Source organism: Aeromonas sp. FDAARGOS 1419 (assembly GCF_019047045.1).
In the GTDB taxonomy this organism is placed as follows: Bacteria; Pseudomonadota; Gammaproteobacteria; order Enterobacterales; family Aeromonadaceae; genus Aeromonas; species Aeromonas veronii.
On the sequence record NZ_CP077209.1, the window covers coordinates 1699333 to 1714709 of the forward strand.

Sequence of the window (15377 nt, forward strand, 5' to 3'; positions counted from 1 at the left end):
GTCAGACGGTTTACTCTATTTATCTATCTGGCATTTTGCGCAGTCACGGCGCTTCTATGCCGCCAACTTATACTGCGAATTCACCAAGATAGTTATCCCATCACTTGTACCGGCCTTCATTGGCATACCTTCGATCAACTTCAGCACTTTGCCTTTCAATGCCTGCTGTTAAGGCATGCCAGACTGCTGATTCTTGCACCCGCTAAAACCTGACAATGCAAACAGGGCGCATCAGCGCCCTTATCTTTTTCTGAAAATCCGGTGTTCTACCATCACGCCGATGATCTCGATGTGCTGCCGGTCGGAGTGCATGGTGGGGAAATCGTCGTTGAGGGGCACCAGTTCGAAGACCTCTTGCCCACTCTCGTCGATGCCTCGGGGGCGGTACTTCTTGAAGGTGGCCTCTTCGCTGCCGTTCTTGGCGACCACATAGTCGCCTGGGCGTGGTTGTTCATCGGGGTCGATGATGACCAGGTCCCCTTCATTGAAGAATGGGGTCATGGAATTACCGCGCAGCCAGAGACCAAACCCGCGAGGGCCAATATCGATACTGGCAGACACATACTCTACATTGCCATCAAACCCGCTGGCCTGTTCGCACATCTCTCGCCAGTGGCCCGCCTGTACATAACTCAGGATCGGCACTCGCCGTCCGACGGGGATCTCCGCCGGTTCGACGTTGCTAAATCTCACATCATCTTCATTAACCACAGAAGCCGTTTTACTCATTGGCGCAGCAGACATGGCAATAAGGTTCTTGCTCTTCGCCCACTCGTCAAAAAGCTTATTCACATATTCCGAAACATCGCGTTCAGAAACATCGTGGGAATTGCCAACTCCAGCAGCCTGATGAGCCTCATCTATCAAAACAACCGAAGGGTCTGGGGAGCCCTTCCCTGTTGCCAGCCAGTGCGCAGAGACTCCTAACGCTTTCGCAAGAGCGACGAGATTATCACCACTTGGTGCGTACTCACCCTGCTCCCATTGCGAAATGGATGCCTTATTGACGCCAACTAACTCACCCAACTTTTGTTGGGTAAGGCCATGTTTTTTCCGAAGTTCTTTGATGCGTTCGCTTTTCATGGTTAAGGAATATAAACCATATCATGTTGTGAATGCTTGACAGGTGAAGTTGTGAAGACTTAACCTTTGCATGTTTGGAAATCACAACAAGTTAAGCATTCAAAACCGTGAGATGTGACTATGACAACAAGCCATGCCGTCAAATATTTCGGCTCAAAAGCGGCCCTTGCTAGAGCACTAGGCATTAACAAGGGCGCCGTATCTCAATGGGGCGAAACCATCCCCCAAGGCCGCGCCTACCAGATCGAGGTACTGACCGGTGGCCAGTTGAAAGCCAACCCGGCGGCATCTTCTGCCCGCCCGGCGCAGTAAGGAGATCGCCATGACGATGGAAAGTCATCCTGTCGAGCCCATCACCGAGGTACTGCGTGAGCTGGCGGCCATCAAGCAAGGGTTGGCCCTGCAAGCCCTGCCGGCCATTCCGCTCGATGCCTTTTTGGACATGCTGCTCGACGTCTACAAGTTCAAGCTCCCCAAGCGCACCGCCCAGGACATGATTGCCGATGGCCGTATTCCCATCATTCCCAAGCTGCGCGCCGGCGATCAGCCCTGGGTCAATCTGGTGCGCTGGCGCGAGATGGCCAGCGAGCCGGAGCAGTATTTCAAGCTGGTCAATGAGAACTCCGGGCGGCGGCTAGCAAGCCGTGCGCTGACCAAGAAGCCCACGTCCCGCTCTGTGGCTTGATCCCACAGTAGCGACTGCGAACAGGAGCCGAAAGTGTCTAACTGTCAACAAAACCTACACCGCCATTTCGCCAGCGCCTGCGACCGCTTCAAGCAGGTGCACAACCTTGCCGACCTGGCCGCGCAGATCGGCATGAGCGCCGATGTGCTGCGCAACAAGTTCAACCCGGCTCAGGCGCGGCACAAGTTGACGGCGACTGACCTTATCGACCTCTACCGCGTCACCGGTGACGACACCCTGTTCGACGGGCTGCTGTTTGATTGCCAGTTGACGGCCGTGCGCTTGCCGGCGGCAGCGACCGCTGCACCAGAAGCACGTGCCCAGCAGGCGCTCAATGCGGGGGCCCAGATCCTGGGCGTCACCGCTCAGGCGACCACGCTGCTTGCCGGTGACCGCGTCACCAAATCCAACCGAAACACCGTCGTCACCGGCATCTGGGCTGGCATTGAGCACCTTGTGCTGCTGGCTACCGAGGTCGAAGACCGCTTTCACGCCGTCCCTGGTCTTGCGTGTGCCGCTGATATGGCGCGTGCAGCACTGGGCGCATAGGAGAAGCCATGAGACTGATTTGCCCCCACTGTGGTGCCCGCGCCAGCACTCGCACATCCATCCGGATGAGCCCGCTTTGCGGCATCGCCACTTATCAATGCAGCAATGTGGATTGCGGCCACACCTTCAAGGCGGGGTTCGAAATCATCGCAACCATCAGCCCCAGTGCCATGCCCAATCCGGCCATTGTGCTGCCTATTGTCCCACGCAGAGTGAAAGAGGTGGCCCAGTGATCCCCTCACTGGCCGCCAGATTCTGCGCCCAGGTGAAGGAGAAACCAGCATGCAACACACCCAACACGAACCCCGCAACATCGCCGGCCTGACCGCCGAGGAGCAGGTGTTGATGAATACCGCAGGCATAGCGCTGTTGCGGGAGCACCTCAACCGGGCGGGTTCAAACCTCGACGGTGATTGGCTTAATGCGCCCAAGACCAAGCGCGTCGCCATTTGCACCATCGCCCGCCAGCCGTGGGATTCGCTGATGATGGCGACCCTCTCTGCCCTTCCCTATCAGCAGCGTGAGGCGATCCGCCTTGCGGTGATTGCGCTGGATTATCAGTCGCTGTTTCACAGCGGGTGTGATCCGAAGGTGTGGCACCCATCGGTGAAGGTGATGCCGGCAGAACTGGCCGAGCGGAAGCAGAGAGAACAGGCCAAACGCCAGCAACTGGATCATGCGATGCATGTCGCTGGCCAGATTGGCCAAGAAGGCCCGAGACCCATCGGGCACTAAAAAGCCCGCTTAACGGAGCTGCAACTCCAAGCGGGCCTTTATCAACAACGTATGAGGAAGTCGACATGGCAACTTTAGCGATCCCATGCGCACTGCGCAACCTTCGCATCCAGCAACGCAAGCTGACGGGCCGCTATGGCGCCCGTCTTAGCCAGCACCCTGACGGGGTGGCGCTGCTCGAGCGTTCCACCGCACTGGCTTGGGCTTCTCTGTTCAGCCGCATCAACCCCTGCACACCTCAACAAGGAGCCTGACCATGACCGCACAACCGACCCAAATCAATCTGCTCAACCACCATGCCGCCAAGCGCCTGCGCCAGTTGCGGGAACAGTTGAAGCTGAGCCGCCCGAAGTTTGCCGACCTGCTGGATATTCCGCCCACCACGCTCAAGAACTACGAGTTGGGGTACCGCGAGATTGGCGGCGGTTTGTTCCTGCTGATTGCCAACAACCCGGAGCTGAAACGGCACATCGACTGGCTGCTAACCGGTATCGCCACGCCGGAGGTGCAGCCATGAGGCAGATCTTCCACCCCATATCCGAGCAAGAAGCGCTGGCAGAGTTGCCGCGCCTTCAACAACGGCTGACCGCCAAAGCTCGCCCTGCCTCTTTTACCTATCGGGGGTCAGAGGGCAAATCCCTGTTAGTCCAGGCGCAGCAGTCATTGCGCTGGCACCAGTTGTTTCACCACCTCAACCGGAGGGCCCGCCCATGAGTGACGCCATCAAGATTGCCAACCAAGCACCCAAGGTGATCGAGGGTCTGCTGGCCGAGATGTTTGCCGCACGCGCCGAGGATAACCGCATCGCCTTGGGCGCACTCTACTCGGGGGATGAATACATCCAGGTGCAACTGGTGGTGACCAGCAAGCGTGCGGATCTACTCGATGACGATTTGGTGATGGGGGATGAGGCATGAGTACCACGCTGTTCACCCTAGCCAACCTGAAAGAGTGGCTGGCCCAGAACGAATCGAAACTGCTGCCGACAGCCCCGCTCTGCTGTGGTGGTGAACTCGGTATCTCGATCCGCATTGAGGCGGGCCATATCGCCATCGATGAGCCGGACTTTCAGGCAATAGATGAGGCATACGATGAGCAACTTCGAACTGTTTGAGCTGGACGCCCAACAAGAGCAGAGCGAAGCCGGCCCTGCTCATATACAGCCCACCACACCGGTCAGCCAGCTGACCACCCACTGGTTTGCCGCCCGTGCCGAGTTTATCGCTGCGGGCAGCGATGCCAGAGGCAACCGGGATCAGGTGGCCGAGCTGCTGGCGCTGGGCGCAATGCGCACCGTCTACTGGTTGGCTGCTGCAAATCTGGAGTTGGCACTGGCCCGGGAAATTGCCGAGTGGTGGGCCGAGTGCGCACCACTGCATGGACAGGGGGAGATCATCAAATGAGCCATGGACTGCAATGGGAGCTCACGCTCCTGCAAGATCGCTGGCAAGCCACCTACCGGGAAGACGCGGCACGGCTGCGCATTTATCAGCGGGAGCTGGCCCATGCGCGCCGACTACCTGCCCGCCCCCACGCCAGCATCAGACAGTTGCTGCGCCAATGTGCTGCTGCCCGTCGATTAAAAAAGCATGCCCAAAAGAGCGTTCGTGGCTGCCAATCCCACATCAAACAGCTATCCGGTTATCTCTCTGCATGACCAGCAAAACCAAACGCCTGCCGCTGTCGAAAAGAACGCTGCGGCAGCGCATCGATACCCTTTGCAACTCTCTGCCCGGCGTCAACTTTGACGCCGCTTTTGCTGGTGACCGCGGCCAGTACGATCTGATCTGGGCCATGCAACTGCTCGATGGGCTCTCCACCGAGTTGACCAAGAACCTGTTCAAGCAGTACATCCGCCGCCGCAAGGATTGCAGCTTTACCCATTGCCGCTCCGCCAACATCTGGTTGAGGGAGCGAACCAAGTGGGTGCGGATGCAGCTCCAGGCTATCCCGGTCGATCCGAAACAGATGCGCGATGACACCGGCCGCAAACAGATTGCCCACCAGTTCGCCAACCAGACCGCAGCTATTTACAAGAACATCGAACAAGGCATCAAAGAGGGTGCTGAGCCGGATCTGCTGCTGACCTGGGAGCTGATGCGCCAACCAGCAGACCTGTGGGGGTTTATCGGCGAGCTGCCGAATTTCAAAACCGAAGAGGCGCGGGATAACTGGATCCTGAGCGTGATGGTGCGCCTGCTCTCTGCCAAGTGGTGGGAGAAACGCGTCAACCGCTGCTGGGACAGACTGCAAGAGCATATCAACATTCTGCTCGGCAAAGTGCGCAAGGGTGTGTCGGCTTATGTATCGAACGCCACCATGAAGGTGGTGCGAGAGCGCAAGCGGGCCATGATGCGCTGGCTGGCCGAGTCGGAAATGGTCAACGAGCAGTATGACCTGATCGTATCGATGAAGGATTGCTGGGAGGCCAGCGTCTCGAACCCGGTCAACCGCCGCAAAGAGATGATGACTAGGATGCGCGGCTTTGAGGACTACGCCGAGGAACAGGGTCATGTGGGGGTGTTCTTTACCTGGACGGCCCCTAGTCGCTTCCATGCCTGGAAGACCGGCCGCAATGGTAAGACCATCGAGAACGACAAGTATCAGGGCGCCACACCGCGCGAAACCTGCTCCTATCTGGCCAAGCTGTGGAGCCTGACCCGCGCCTCACTCAAGCGAAATGATTTACCTGTTTACGGCTTTCGGGTCTGCGAACCGCACCATGACGGAACCCCGCACTGGCACATGTTGCTCTTTATGCGCCCGCACGATCGCAACAAAGTGATCAGCACCTTGCAGTATTACGCCCTGCACGACGACAAAACCGAGCTGGTTCGCTCCACGTCAGAGGCGGCCTCCTTTACCGACATAACACCCCGCTTTGACTGGAAAATAGTTGACCCAGACAAGGGCGATGCGACCGGTTATCTCGCTGCCTATATCGCCAAGAACATCGACGGCGAGCACGTTGATGGTGATGACGAGGCGGGTACCCCGGCAGACGTGGGCGCCCAACATGCTTGCGCGTGGGCCAGTTGGTGGGGGATCCGCACCTTCCAGCAGATCGGCGGTGCCCCGGTCGGGGTATGGCGTGAACTGCGCCGTATCAGCAACGCCAAGAAGAATGCCGATCTGGTTGGCCCACCCAAGCCAGTGCTGCAAGACCCGCGCTTTGAGGCGGCTCGCTTTGCTGCAGATAACGGCATCTTTCGCTGCTATCTACACGCCATGGGCGGTGCACTGGCCACCCGTGCCGAACACCCCATCAAACTGGCCCACCTCATTGAGGTGCAAGCCAACAGCTATGGCGAAGACATCAAACGCCTGATGGGCATTACCTCCGCTCGCCTTGGCATCAAGACCCGCCTGCAAGGGTGGGAAGTTGTGCCTGCCGGCACCCATGACGCCAGGAAAGCCGCCGAGGCTGCAGCGAGGGGGGTTGGGGTTAAGACGGGCGACAGCCCGGCCCCTTGGAGCTCTGACAATAACTGTACGCGGCCAGATCCTGATGCCTTCGCAGACCAGATCATGAGGGAACAATGGGGATTATCGCCCTTCTCTATCGACCGATTACGGTCAGGTGCCAGCGTAACAGTGGACGGTTTCATCCTTTGGCTGGAGAACGGGCAGGTGCAGTCGAATCGATCGCTACCAAGCGAGCCGGATTGGCAACTGGAGGGACTACAGCCAGCCGAACAGGGCCTGCCGGATGAATACGCGGTACCAGAGGGGGATCCGGACTGGTCGATGCTGGTTGAGCTGTGCGGCAAGGTCTACCAGGCACAGGGGCATACCGGGGCGCACCGCTGGATCGAGATGCTGCCGCAGCCCTATCAGTCAGAGATGTGGCGTGTGTTGGAGGGTCTGGATTGACGGCGGGTGTCAGACTGGAATCTAATGGGAATTGATTTTGAACCCGTTGATTTACCGAATCTAGGTGTGCCTAATCGAGTTGAGCCTTCATTGCTCATTTACCTGACTACTCAAACCGTTATAATTGCGAAAAATCTTAATCGAACTGGTGATGACGTGTCACAGCGCAATGATATTATTGATGTTTTCAGAGGTATTGCTGTCCTTTTAGTTACAGGATTTCATCTCTTCATGTGGTCTGGAACATCAACAATTCCCCTATGGGGTGGTTTTGATGCCATGGGTATCTTCGGTAATGGTTGGATTGGTGTTGGATTGTTTTTTGTTATTTCTGGATATTGCATGTTCGGGGTAACATCAAAAGCATTTAACCCTAACGTTACATGTAGAAAATATTCCATGTATTTTTTAAAACGGTATTTAAGGATTGCAATTCCATATTACATATCAATTGTCTTTTGGGTATTTGTTATTGAGAGATTTGGCGTCGCGGTAAAGCCAACAGGGACTGTAGATATAATTACTCACCTCTTATTCATACACAACCTTCACCAAGAAACATTTTTCTCTATTAGCGGGGTGTATTGGTCGCTAGCCGTGGAAATGCAGTTTTATCTTTTACTCCCTTTATTTTTAGTATTATTCCGAAAAGTATACTCACAACTAATCGTGTTGTTTTTATCAGCATCAGTGGGGATCGCCATAAATTTGCTTTCATCAAACCAGTTATTTACGTGGGGATTGAGCACATATCTATATTTGTTTTTGCTTGGGTGGTTACTTGCTATGCACCAAAGAAAAATAGCTAATGTTGTAACCAACCCAATACTCATGGCTTTGATGGTAATCATATCTGTGGCATTGCTTTGTTATAAAGGGAATGGATTTAACAATCACATTAAAATATATGAGCTAATTATATCAACGATAGTTGGCCTGCTCATGGTTGGATTTATTAGTTTAAACGATTCACGTACTTCGGGTTACTTCATTAAAACAATGTCATTTATAGGTGTGCGATCGTATTCAATTTATTTGTATAATTATGTATTTTGGTTTTTTGAACGCAACAACCTAAATATTTTTTCAATAATAAGCATCTATTTTGTCGTTTTGCTTTTTGGCACTTTTATGCACTATATTGTTGAAAGGAATGCTGAAAAATTCAGACGCATCATTTTTAATAGCCAAGAACCTGTAACGATCACCAGCACGAAAAGTTTGTAAGCGCTCTTAAAATGGCCCTGTAAAAATGGATTTATTACAGGGCCCATGATAGTTCATCGATGATCACTCCTCCTTGTTTGACTCATTACCGAATCAAGATGATGGTTGAGCGTAATCCATACTCTGCATCACTCTCTCCAGCGGGTCCTTCAGTTCCCGCTCCAGTTCGGGGGTGCTGTTACGCAAAGCCTAGATGATGGCGGCCTGCATACTAAAAAGATCATTTTGCCACCAGTAGTTCGTCAATCGCGGTGGTATATAGGGGGCTTAGCTGCCCCCGCTTCATCATCCACTCTTTGCTATCTCGGCCACGAAGTAGACCTTCCCCAACCGTCCCTGGTTGATCTTGTCGATGACCGGCATCAGCTCCTCACAGCGTTGGGATTGCTGCCGTGCAGCAAACAGGTCGCTCTGCTGCATGTTGGTAGGGGTGAAATCGGCTAGCTTTCCAGCTCCTGCCCCTCACTGAATTGGATGGGCCGATATGCCGGGTTGCCAGGGAGCAGCGCCACGGTTGGCGCAAGCTGCAGCTTCTTCACCGTGAACTCGCCATCGACCGCGGCGACCACCACGCTGCCGTGGCGCGCCTTGCGGCTGCGGTCGACGACCAGCAGGTCGCCATCGCGGATCCCGTGGTCCACCATGCTGTCGCCGGCCGCCCGCACGAAGTAGGTGGCCGCCGGATGGGCCACGCACAACTGATTGAGGTCGATGGTCTGCTCGGTGTAGTCCTGCGCTGGCGACGGAAAGCCGCAGGCCACTGGGGAGAGAAACAGGGGTAGCTCCAACAAGGGAGCATCGGGAGCGGGTTGAGCAAACATGGGGACGACCTCAGGTGACTGTATAAAAATACAGTATAACAACCAACCCAGAGAGGATCACCGTTCGGCGTTTGGCTCCACCCACTCAGGAGCCAAATTGGCTTTATACGGGGGAAAATGAGTGAGGAAAAAGGTGGATAACATAGATACAATCACTGACCACTGTTCCCCAATAAATATGGTTTGCTTTTCCAATCAGCCTTATGTGCAATTGCGCATCATCAGTAACCCGGAAATACACTATGCAATCCAAATATTATCCTCCGATCTTTCAGGCTAAAAATTTTAATTGCCCGCATTGTGGTGTTTGGGCTCATCAGAGATGGGACTATTTTACCCACAACAATCTTACTAGGACTCCCATAGATCCAAACGGACTAATCGGTGCGTACTGCAGCCACTGTCAGAAGCATTCAGTTTGGTATGAACAACAAATTGTGTTTCCTCATACAAGCCAGGCAGAAAAAATGCACTATGACCTGCCGGAAGATTGCCGAACGGAGTATGAAGAAGCGAGGGATATCGTTGGCCGCTCACCTCGGGGGGCTGCTGCCCTGTTACGGTTGTGCCTTCAGAAGCTGATGGTCCATTTCGGAGCAGTAGGCAAGAATATCAATGACGATATCAAGTTCCTCGTGGCCAAAGGAGTTTCTACCGAGGTCCAGAGGGCATTGGATATCTGTCGAGTAGCTGGCAATAACGCAGCCCACCCTGGGGAGTTAAACATAGAGGACACCCCAGAAATCGCACACATGATGTTCAAGATGATTAACTTCTTAGTTGCTGAACTCATAACAAGGCCAAATGAAATCAATGCCATGTTCGATCAGTTACCCCAAGGTGCGCGTGATGCTATTGAGAAGCGCGATGCAGCCAAGTAGCCAATGACCAAGGGCGCCTTCGGCGCCCTGTGTATGTTTCCTGCCGAAACTAACGTCCCCTTCCCTGTGTAGAACCGGTACCCTGCCGGCGGTGTTGTGTTGCTGGGTGGGGCTATTGGGGCTTATCCCGCTTTATTGGGGCTGATTGGGTGTTGCTGGTCGTGCTGCGTTGCGCGATACTGCGCGGACAACGGCAAAATCCGTTGCCGGGATTGGTATCGATGGTGGCGATTACCTTCAGAGCAAAGGAATCCAAGCCATGAACAACCCCCGCTTCCATGACATCCAGTTCACCGCTATCCCCTACCATGGCTAACACTGACCGCCACCAAACATCTCCTAGCAGACAAAACCCACCATTTTCAGAGCTCTACCCACAGTAGTCACAACAGGAACGGGTTGCCCCCACACCAGAACCATCTGCCAGCAACAAAAAGTTGGTAATGTGAACTCGATCAGTTAAATCCTCGGGGGCCCAGGCCCCCTTCAATCGACAATATTTAGGGCTTAGGGCAAGATATCCGCACTTAAAATAAGTGCATCATTTTCAATAGGTTGCGGATAAAAACAACATATGAAGATCGGTGTGGGTTGGTATAACAACAAATGCATGGGTAATCAGATATGGATAAGTCAGAACAATCAGAAGAACTAAACGCACTGATAGAGGCAGCAGAGAGTGGGGATGTAGCCGCACAGTATCTACTCGGTAAAAGATACCAGAGAGGGCGAGGTATCGAACAGAGCGACACCAAGGCTGTCGAGTGGTACCGCAAAGCCGCCGAACAAGAGTATGCAGCAGCTCAGTTCTCTCTTGCATGGATGTACGAGCAGGGCCGAGGTGTAACTCAAAACGATAGCGCAGCTGTCGAGTGGTACCGCAAAGCCGCCGAACAAGGGGAAACTTCTGCCCAGTTCAATTTGGGAGGTATGTACGAAAGAGGTCAAGGAGTAACTCAAAACCATATCACGGCGGTCGAGTGGTACAGCAAAGCTGCTGAAAAAGGGGATGCTGATGCCCAGTGCAATCTGGGAGTCAAGTACGTTACGGGCCAAGGAGTAGAGAAGAACGATCGCATAGCTGTCGAGTTATTTCGCAAGGCGAGCAAAAAAGGAAATGCTCAGGCCTGTTTCAATTTTGGTTTGACGTATATGAGCGAAATAGGTGGTAAACGAAGCTATGCAAGGGCACAAGCCCTTTTTCGCAGAGCTGCCCGACTTGCACAGCCCCAGCTGCGTTTTAAAGCCATTGAATTTCAAGACCAAGCAAAGCGCTATGCACTATCACCTCAGATAACCAAAATTCGGGAACGCATTCTGGATCTTCTGAAAGTCAAAGAAAGCGTCACCATGACCCATTACACCTCGCTGCAGGTAGGCAATGCCTTGTTACTAGAGCAGAGCCCTTTGCGGCTGGGGCATATCAATGCGCTCAATGACCCCAATGAAGGGAAGCTGCTTTGGCGCTATCTTGGCCATTCCCCGGTGGAGAATAAGCCTGCCTTTGTAGGGTGCTTCCTGCCAGAGGAGGACAGCCTGAATATGTGGCGGTTTTACAGCAAAAATCATCAAAACGATGATGCCTGCGGCTGTGCCATTACCTTTAATACCGACGGTTTTTTCAAATTCGACCTGTTGAAAAAAAAACCAAGTGATACACAGAAAGATGTAAAAAACTTGTCTTTTCCCAATTCAGGAAAGTCACCTCAAGAGAGCGCAGCCTTTTATCGCGTCGTCTATATCAAAGGGGATATGCAGATTCATGGCGATGACAAAGAAAACACTCTCTTGAAGACGTTCAAGGAATTAAAAAACGCGGTGAAAAAATTCCTAGGCTCTAAACCAGATACGGAAAGGTTTCAGCAGCTGTCGCTGTTGTTGGGGCCATTACCCTATCTGCTCAAAGATGCGGACTATGAAGCAGAGAAAGAACACCGCATTATCGTCACCCATCTGGAATACGGTGCCAAAGAAATTAAAGTGCAAAAACCTGATTTGATAAAAGGCATTCCTCCCCGACTCTATCTGGAGATGCACCGAACCAATCACCTTGCCCCGATCAAACATGTCACCCTGGGCCCCAAGTCTCCCGATCAAGAGATGATGGCTCCCTACTGGCATCATCAGCTTGCCAGCAAGTTTGCTGATCAGCTCAAAGCCAAGCCGGATTTTTATATCAAAGCTTCCAGGTGCGCTTATCAGTGAGTGGAAAGGACAAGGTGGTGCCGTGCCAGCTCCCGCACAGAAGGTGAAAGGATCTGACAGAAAGTGAAGGATCGCAAAAAGGATCTGGAATCCCCCGCGCGGCCAGTGCTGGCACGGGGAGCAGCCGGCCGCCAGCAGTCTTTCACCCGCATGAAAATCGACACAGGAAGCGCGCAGGCGAGGCGGGGTCCCGATTGCGCGCGCTGGGTGTTGAGGGGCCTTTCGAGGCTTCGCTCATGCTCGCAGGTGCGCGTGAAGGATCTCGGGAGTGTGGTTGCGAAGGGATAGCCGGCGATGGCCTGTAACGCGACTGGTGGGCTCTGGCAGGATGGGTGCTCAGCCAAAACAAAGCCCCCTGGGTAGGGGGCTTTGAATTAAATCATGGAGGAATTTGGAGGAATTCCAATTTGAAGATAGCCAAGGTTTTCAGCTTTGCACTGTCAGATCTGACAGTCGATAAGAAGTGAATCGGATTATCTCCTCCCCTGCCCACTCGTTGAACTGCGCAAAGTTCGCCTTCATGCTGTCGATCTCGTTGACGTCAAACACCTGGGCCGCCTTGGTCACATCCCCAAACCCGCCCGTGTTGTTCGGTACCACCCCCATCAGTTGCGGCGGTACCCGATGGGCCGCCAGCTGGTCATCCCGGCTCACCCCCTTGATGGATAGAAAATCATCCTTGGCCGCAATCTCAGCCACCGGGATCAGCTTCACCGAATCCGCCTTGCCACCCGGGGTGTAGAGCAGCAGGTTGCGGAAGTTGCCCGGCCCCTTGCTGTTTTGTAGCGCCGTCTTGAGCGCGGTGATATCGCCCTCGTTCTGCAGGGCATCGCTGATGTGCAGAATAAACCCCGCATGGCTGCCGTTCTCGTAGTAGCGGCGGCGAAACAGCGTGGCCGACTCGTTGAGCAGCGCCGAGTTCAGGCTGGCCACATAGTCAGGGATGCCATAAATCTCCTGGTTAACGTCCGCCTCCATCACATGCCCCACATCACCGGCGGGCAACTCCACTTCATCCCCTGGCCTTGGCACCCACCAGTAGCGATCCAGCTCGAGGGATCGGCGAGTGTACTTGGCTGGCATCTGGTCATAGCGCAGCGTGCCACCCAGCCGGTTGCGTACCCGCTGCAGGTGAGCGTTGCCGAAGATCTCGTAATCCATCACCAGCCCGGTGAAGGCGGCCAGGCTCAGTTTCGGATGAGGGATGAAACAGCCGCGCAAGATATTGCGCTTCACCTGGATGGCCGAAGCGTGATGTACTGCCGCCCGATAGACCCGCGCCAGCCCGTGCAGGCTCAGGGGATGCTCATACCAGCGGCCGTTATGCATCGACTCCAGGTAATCGAACACCTCCCGCTGGGACAACACCGGGATAGCCTCCCCAAACGTAAACGCCTGCACACCGGCAGGCGAGTTGATCTGCTCACTCATCAGTAAATCTCCATAAAGCCGGAATTGGTGCCGGTCTGCCCCTCAAGGGGCTCGTGTAATAGGGCTTGCATGGTTGCCCAGGCAATATCGGCGTGGCTGGTCTCATCGGAGCGGCTGGCCTCGAAGGTGGGCAGCTTGCCGCTTTGGGTCACGGCGCGGCGGATGCTCATAAACGCCTGGGCCAAGTCGGTCCAGCCGCTGTCAAACTCCAGCCGCCCCTTGTTCATCACATCCTGTGCCTTCATCACCATCCGCATCTTCACGTTGGGGTTGTACTGAATGGCGGTCACTGCCGGGTAAAACTGCTTCACCAGCTGATAGACCCCCTCCCCGATCCCGGTGGTATCGATGCCGATATAGGCGACGTTGTAGCGATCGCAGATGGCGCGAATGGATTTGGCTTGGGCGTCAAAGTCCATCCCCTGCCAGCGGTGGCGCTCCAACACCCGAAACTTGCCGCCGGGCACCAGTGGCGGGGCCAACACAGCGCAGCCGGCGCTGTCACCTTTGCCACCTTTGGCTGGGTCATAGCCTATCCACACAGCCCGGTTGGCCAGCGGCCGCAAGGTGTGAGGCTTGTAGTCCTCCCACACCAGCCAGCTGTCGACCATGCAGCGCTGCAGCGTCGCCAGCGAAAACAGGCTCTCGGTGTCATCCATGAATTCGCACATCAGCAGGTTGCGGTACTCATCCTCGGAATACTCACTGCGCAGCTGAACCAGGTCGAACAGATTGCAACCGCCGCGCACCGCATCTTCCACCGTGACGATCTGCCGCCACTGACCATCGGCGCACAGTTTTCCGGCAGACAGGTTGGCGTGGCTCAGGTCAATCTCGACCCGGTCGGCCTTGGCCTTGCCGCGGTTAAAGTTAGCGCCAGACCAGAATCCATAAGCAGGATGGGAAAGGCTGGAAGGGGTGGAGATGTAGGTCTGGCGCCACTTCTTGTGCATCGCCATGCCGGACGCCACCTTGCGAAACTCCAGAAAGCCGTGGATCCAGAAATACTCGTCCATGTAGATGTTGCCATGGTAGCTCTGGGCGGTGCGGGCATTGGTACCGAGGAAGTAAAGGTGCGCCCCGTTTGGCAGCACCATGGGGTCACCTTTCAGTTCAACCCCCTCCTCCTTGGCGAACTGGATGATGTACTGCTTGAACATGTGGGCCTGCGCCTTGCTGGCTGACAGGAAAATCTGGTTGCGCCCGGTCACCAGGGCATCAATGAAGGCCTCGAAGGCAAAGAAGTAGGTCGCCCCGATCTGGCGCGACTTGAGCAGGTCGCGGATCCGGTACTCCTGCCCGGCCTGATACCAGACCCGCTGGTAATCGAACATGGTCGACTCAAACCGCTCGATGAGACGCTCTTGCTGCTCGGGCTCCACCACGTTGCGCTCGGGGGCCTTCTTCGGCCCTTTGTTGCGGTTGGCGACCTTGGGGTTGAGGTCGGCCTCGTTGCCGCCGTTGCTGTACTTGTTGACCCGGGCGATACGCTCGAGCTGACGGCCCAGCAGGTCAATCTCCTTGAAGTCGCCGCCGCTCTTGGTCTCCTTCATCACCAGCTGGATCATGCGCGCCTCGATGGCGCTATCCACCCGGTCTATCGGTTTGATGTCCTCCCAGCCGTCGCGTTTCTTCCAGGTCGAGACGGTACCCTCCGGCGTTTGCAGCAACTCGGCAATGGCGCGCAACGGGTACCCCTGAAAGAACAGGTACATGGCCTGCCGTCTGGGGTCGAGATGGGGAAAGATGATGGGTGCTGTTGTCATGGCGCCAGTCTACCCAGCCGCTACCACCCCAAACGCCCCACTGCCAGTGTGTAGCGCCATCCCACACTGGCCCCGGATTGCACGATCCCGCCGCTCACCCAGACCATAACCGCGACATCAC

The 15377-nt window shown here is 55.0% G+C and carries 21 protein-coding genes; 15 read left to right on the forward strand and 6 right to left on the reverse strand.

What is annotated here, in order from left to right; genetic code table 11:
• Window positions 1-240 precede the first annotated feature (240 nt).
• Window positions 241-1083 (reverse strand): S24 family peptidase, encoded by an 843-nt coding sequence (locus tag I6L49_RS21035; protein WP_254127554.1) that lies wholly within the window; start codon window positions 1081-1083, stop codon window positions 241-243.
• A 120-nt stretch (window positions 1084-1203) separates the two neighbouring features.
• Between I6L49_RS21035 and I6L49_RS07440 the strand changes: the two genes are divergently transcribed.
• The 13 genes from I6L49_RS07440 (at window position 1204) to I6L49_RS07500 (ending at window position 8152) form a co-directional block, all read left to right on the forward strand.
• Entirely contained in the window at window positions 1204-1395 is a 192-nt protein-coding gene (locus I6L49_RS07440; protein ID WP_150388901.1) for a Cro/CI family transcriptional regulator, read from the forward strand.
• 10 nt (window positions 1396-1405) lie between these two features.
• Window positions 1406-1768, forward strand: coding sequence for a hypothetical protein (locus I6L49_RS07445; RefSeq protein WP_041214936.1), 363 nt, complete (start codon window positions 1406-1408; stop codon window positions 1766-1768).
• Between the two features lie 33 nt (window positions 1769-1801).
• Window positions 1802-2317, forward strand: coding sequence for a phage regulatory CII family protein (locus I6L49_RS07450; protein WP_216951041.1), 516 nt, complete (start codon window positions 1802-1804; stop codon window positions 2315-2317).
• A gap of 8 nt (window positions 2318-2325) precedes the next feature.
• Window positions 2326-2550, forward strand: a complete 225-nt coding sequence (locus I6L49_RS07455; RefSeq protein WP_005351998.1) for an ogr/Delta-like zinc finger family protein — start codon at window positions 2326-2328, stop codon at window positions 2548-2550.
• 49 nt (window positions 2551-2599) lie between these two features.
• Window positions 2600-3052, forward strand: a complete 453-nt coding sequence (locus I6L49_RS07460; RefSeq protein ID WP_216951043.1) for a hypothetical protein — start codon at window positions 2600-2602, stop codon at window positions 3050-3052.
• 65 nt (window positions 3053-3117) lie between these two features.
• Complete coding sequence (locus I6L49_RS07465) at window positions 3118-3306, forward strand: hypothetical protein (protein WP_058056131.1); 189 nt, start codon at window positions 3118-3120, stop codon at window positions 3304-3306.
• 2 nt (window positions 3307-3308) lie between these two features.
• Window positions 3309-3569: a DNA-binding transcriptional regulator gene (locus tag I6L49_RS07470; protein ID WP_216951045.1), complete on the forward strand. Its 261-nt coding sequence runs from the start codon at window positions 3309-3311 to the stop codon at window positions 3567-3569.
• Between the two features lie 193 nt (window positions 3570-3762).
• Window positions 3763-3969: a hypothetical protein gene (locus tag I6L49_RS07475; protein WP_216951047.1), complete on the forward strand. Its 207-nt coding sequence runs from the start codon at window positions 3763-3765 to the stop codon at window positions 3967-3969.
• Window positions 3966-4166: a hypothetical protein gene (locus I6L49_RS07480; RefSeq protein WP_216951049.1), complete on the forward strand. Its 201-nt coding sequence runs from the start codon at window positions 3966-3968 to the stop codon at window positions 4164-4166. The genes I6L49_RS07475 and I6L49_RS07480 overlap by 4 nt, the downstream gene beginning before the upstream one ends.
• Window positions 4144-4455: a hypothetical protein gene (locus I6L49_RS07485; protein WP_216951051.1), complete on the forward strand. Its 312-nt coding sequence runs from the start codon at window positions 4144-4146 to the stop codon at window positions 4453-4455. The genes I6L49_RS07480 and I6L49_RS07485 overlap by 23 nt, the downstream gene beginning before the upstream one ends.
• Complete coding sequence (locus I6L49_RS07490; RefSeq protein ID WP_216951053.1) at window positions 4452-4709, forward strand: hypothetical protein; 258 nt, start codon at window positions 4452-4454, stop codon at window positions 4707-4709. The genes I6L49_RS07485 and I6L49_RS07490 overlap by 4 nt, the downstream gene beginning before the upstream one ends.
• Window positions 4706-6925, forward strand: a complete 2220-nt coding sequence (locus I6L49_RS07495; RefSeq protein ID WP_216951055.1) for a replication endonuclease — start codon at window positions 4706-4708, stop codon at window positions 6923-6925. Before I6L49_RS07490 ends, I6L49_RS07495 begins: the two co-directional genes overlap by 4 nt.
• Before the next feature lie 6 nt (window positions 6926-6931).
• On the forward strand, window positions 6932-8152 hold the full coding sequence (locus tag I6L49_RS07500; protein WP_216951056.1) for an acyltransferase: 1221 nt from the start codon (window positions 6932-6934) through the stop codon (window positions 8150-8152).
• A gap of 220 nt (window positions 8153-8372) precedes the next feature.
• Here the strand turns inward: I6L49_RS07500 and I6L49_RS21040 are convergent, their stop codons facing one another.
• Genes I6L49_RS21040 through umuD form a run of 3 tightly spaced genes read right to left on the reverse strand, consistent with a single transcriptional unit; the run spans window position 8373 to window position 8973 of the window.
• Entirely contained in the window at window positions 8373-8441 is a 69-nt protein-coding gene (locus I6L49_RS21040) for a DUF4113 domain-containing protein (protein ID WP_367947733.1), read from the reverse strand.
• Window positions 8438-8572 carry a hypothetical protein gene (locus I6L49_RS21090; RefSeq protein ID WP_302054412.1) on the reverse strand — a complete coding sequence of 45 codons (135 nt, stop codon included), beginning with the start codon at window positions 8570-8572 and terminating at the stop codon, window positions 8438-8440. The genes I6L49_RS21040 and I6L49_RS21090 overlap by 4 nt, the downstream gene beginning before the upstream one ends.
• 20 nt (window positions 8573-8592) lie before the next feature.
• Window positions 8593-8973 carry a translesion error-prone DNA polymerase V autoproteolytic subunit gene (gene umuD, locus I6L49_RS07510; protein ID WP_216951057.1) on the reverse strand — a complete coding sequence of 127 codons (381 nt, stop codon included), beginning with the start codon at window positions 8971-8973 and terminating at the stop codon, window positions 8593-8595.
• Window positions 8974-9440: 467 nt separating this feature from the next.
• Here umuD and I6L49_RS07515 point away from each other — a divergent pair, with 467 nt between their 5' ends.
• Both I6L49_RS07515 and I6L49_RS07520 read left to right on the forward strand, forming a co-directional pair.
• Entirely contained in the window at window positions 9441-9854 is a 414-nt protein-coding gene (locus tag I6L49_RS07515; protein WP_216951058.1) for a DUF4145 domain-containing protein, read from the forward strand.
• Window positions 9855-10478: 624 nt separating this feature from the next.
• Window positions 10479-12059, forward strand: coding sequence for a DUF2971 domain-containing protein (locus I6L49_RS07520; RefSeq protein WP_216951059.1), 1581 nt, complete (start codon window positions 10479-10481; stop codon window positions 12057-12059).
• 426 nt (window positions 12060-12485) lie between these two features.
• On the opposite strand, the gene I6L49_RS07525 is transcribed toward I6L49_RS07520, so the two are convergent.
• Together I6L49_RS07525 and I6L49_RS07530 are read right to left on the reverse strand one after the other, a co-directional pair.
• Window positions 12486-13490, reverse strand: coding sequence for a phage portal protein (locus tag I6L49_RS07525; RefSeq protein WP_216951060.1), 1005 nt, complete (start codon window positions 13488-13490; stop codon window positions 12486-12488).
• Entirely contained in the window at window positions 13490-15256 is a 1767-nt protein-coding gene (locus I6L49_RS07530) for a terminase ATPase subunit family protein (protein WP_216951062.1), read from the reverse strand. The genes I6L49_RS07525 and I6L49_RS07530 overlap by 1 nt, the downstream gene beginning before the upstream one ends.
• Window positions 15257-15377 lie beyond the last annotated feature (121 nt).

What these genes read in the sequence shown, in the direction of transcription:
- I6L49_RS21035 (WP_254127554.1), bottom strand. Translation starts at nt 1,083, where the DNA reads ATGAAAAGCGAACGCATCAAAGAACTTCGGAAAAAACATGGCCTTACC.
- I6L49_RS07440 (WP_150388901.1), top strand. Translation starts at nt 1,204, where the DNA reads ATGACAACAAGCCATGCCGTCAAATATTTCGGCTCAAAAGCGGCCCTT.
- I6L49_RS07445 (WP_041214936.1), top strand. Translation starts at nt 1,406, where the DNA reads ATGACGATGGAAAGTCATCCTGTCGAGCCCATCACCGAGGTACTGCGT.
- I6L49_RS07455 (WP_005351998.1), top strand. Translation starts at nt 2,326, where the DNA reads ATGAGACTGATTTGCCCCCACTGTGGTGCCCGCGCCAGCACTCGCACA.
- I6L49_RS07460 (WP_216951043.1), top strand. Translation starts at nt 2,600, where the DNA reads ATGCAACACACCCAACACGAACCCCGCAACATCGCCGGCCTGACCGCC.
- I6L49_RS07465 (WP_058056131.1), top strand. Translation starts at nt 3,118, where the DNA reads ATGGCAACTTTAGCGATCCCATGCGCACTGCGCAACCTTCGCATCCAG.
- I6L49_RS07470 (WP_216951045.1), top strand. Translation starts at nt 3,309, where the DNA reads ATGACCGCACAACCGACCCAAATCAATCTGCTCAACCACCATGCCGCC.
- I6L49_RS07475 (WP_216951047.1), top strand. Translation starts at nt 3,763, where the DNA reads ATGAGTGACGCCATCAAGATTGCCAACCAAGCACCCAAGGTGATCGAG.
- I6L49_RS07480 (WP_216951049.1), top strand. Translation starts at nt 3,966, where the DNA reads ATGAGTACCACGCTGTTCACCCTAGCCAACCTGAAAGAGTGGCTGGCC.
- I6L49_RS07485 (WP_216951051.1), top strand. Translation starts at nt 4,144, where the DNA reads ATGAGCAACTTCGAACTGTTTGAGCTGGACGCCCAACAAGAGCAGAGC.
- I6L49_RS07490 (WP_216951053.1), top strand. Translation starts at nt 4,452, where the DNA reads ATGAGCCATGGACTGCAATGGGAGCTCACGCTCCTGCAAGATCGCTGG.
- I6L49_RS07495 (WP_216951055.1), top strand. Translation starts at nt 4,706, where the DNA reads ATGACCAGCAAAACCAAACGCCTGCCGCTGTCGAAAAGAACGCTGCGG.
- I6L49_RS21090 (WP_302054412.1), bottom strand. Translation starts at nt 8,572, where the DNA reads ATGCAGCAGAGCGACCTGTTTGCTGCACGGCAGCAATCCCAACGCTGT.
- umuD (WP_216951057.1), bottom strand. Translation starts at nt 8,973, where the DNA reads ATGTTTGCTCAACCCGCTCCCGATGCTCCCTTGTTGGAGCTACCCCTG.
- I6L49_RS07515 (WP_216951058.1), top strand. Translation starts at nt 9,441, where the DNA reads ATGCACTATGACCTGCCGGAAGATTGCCGAACGGAGTATGAAGAAGCG.
- I6L49_RS07520 (WP_216951059.1), top strand. Translation starts at nt 10,479, where the DNA reads ATGGATAAGTCAGAACAATCAGAAGAACTAAACGCACTGATAGAGGCA.
- I6L49_RS07525 (WP_216951060.1), bottom strand. Translation starts at nt 13,490, where the DNA reads ATGAGTGAGCAGATCAACTCGCCTGCCGGTGTGCAGGCGTTTACGTTT.
- I6L49_RS07530 (WP_216951062.1), bottom strand. Translation starts at nt 15,256, where the DNA reads ATGACAACAGCACCCATCATCTTTCCCCATCTCGACCCCAGACGGCAG.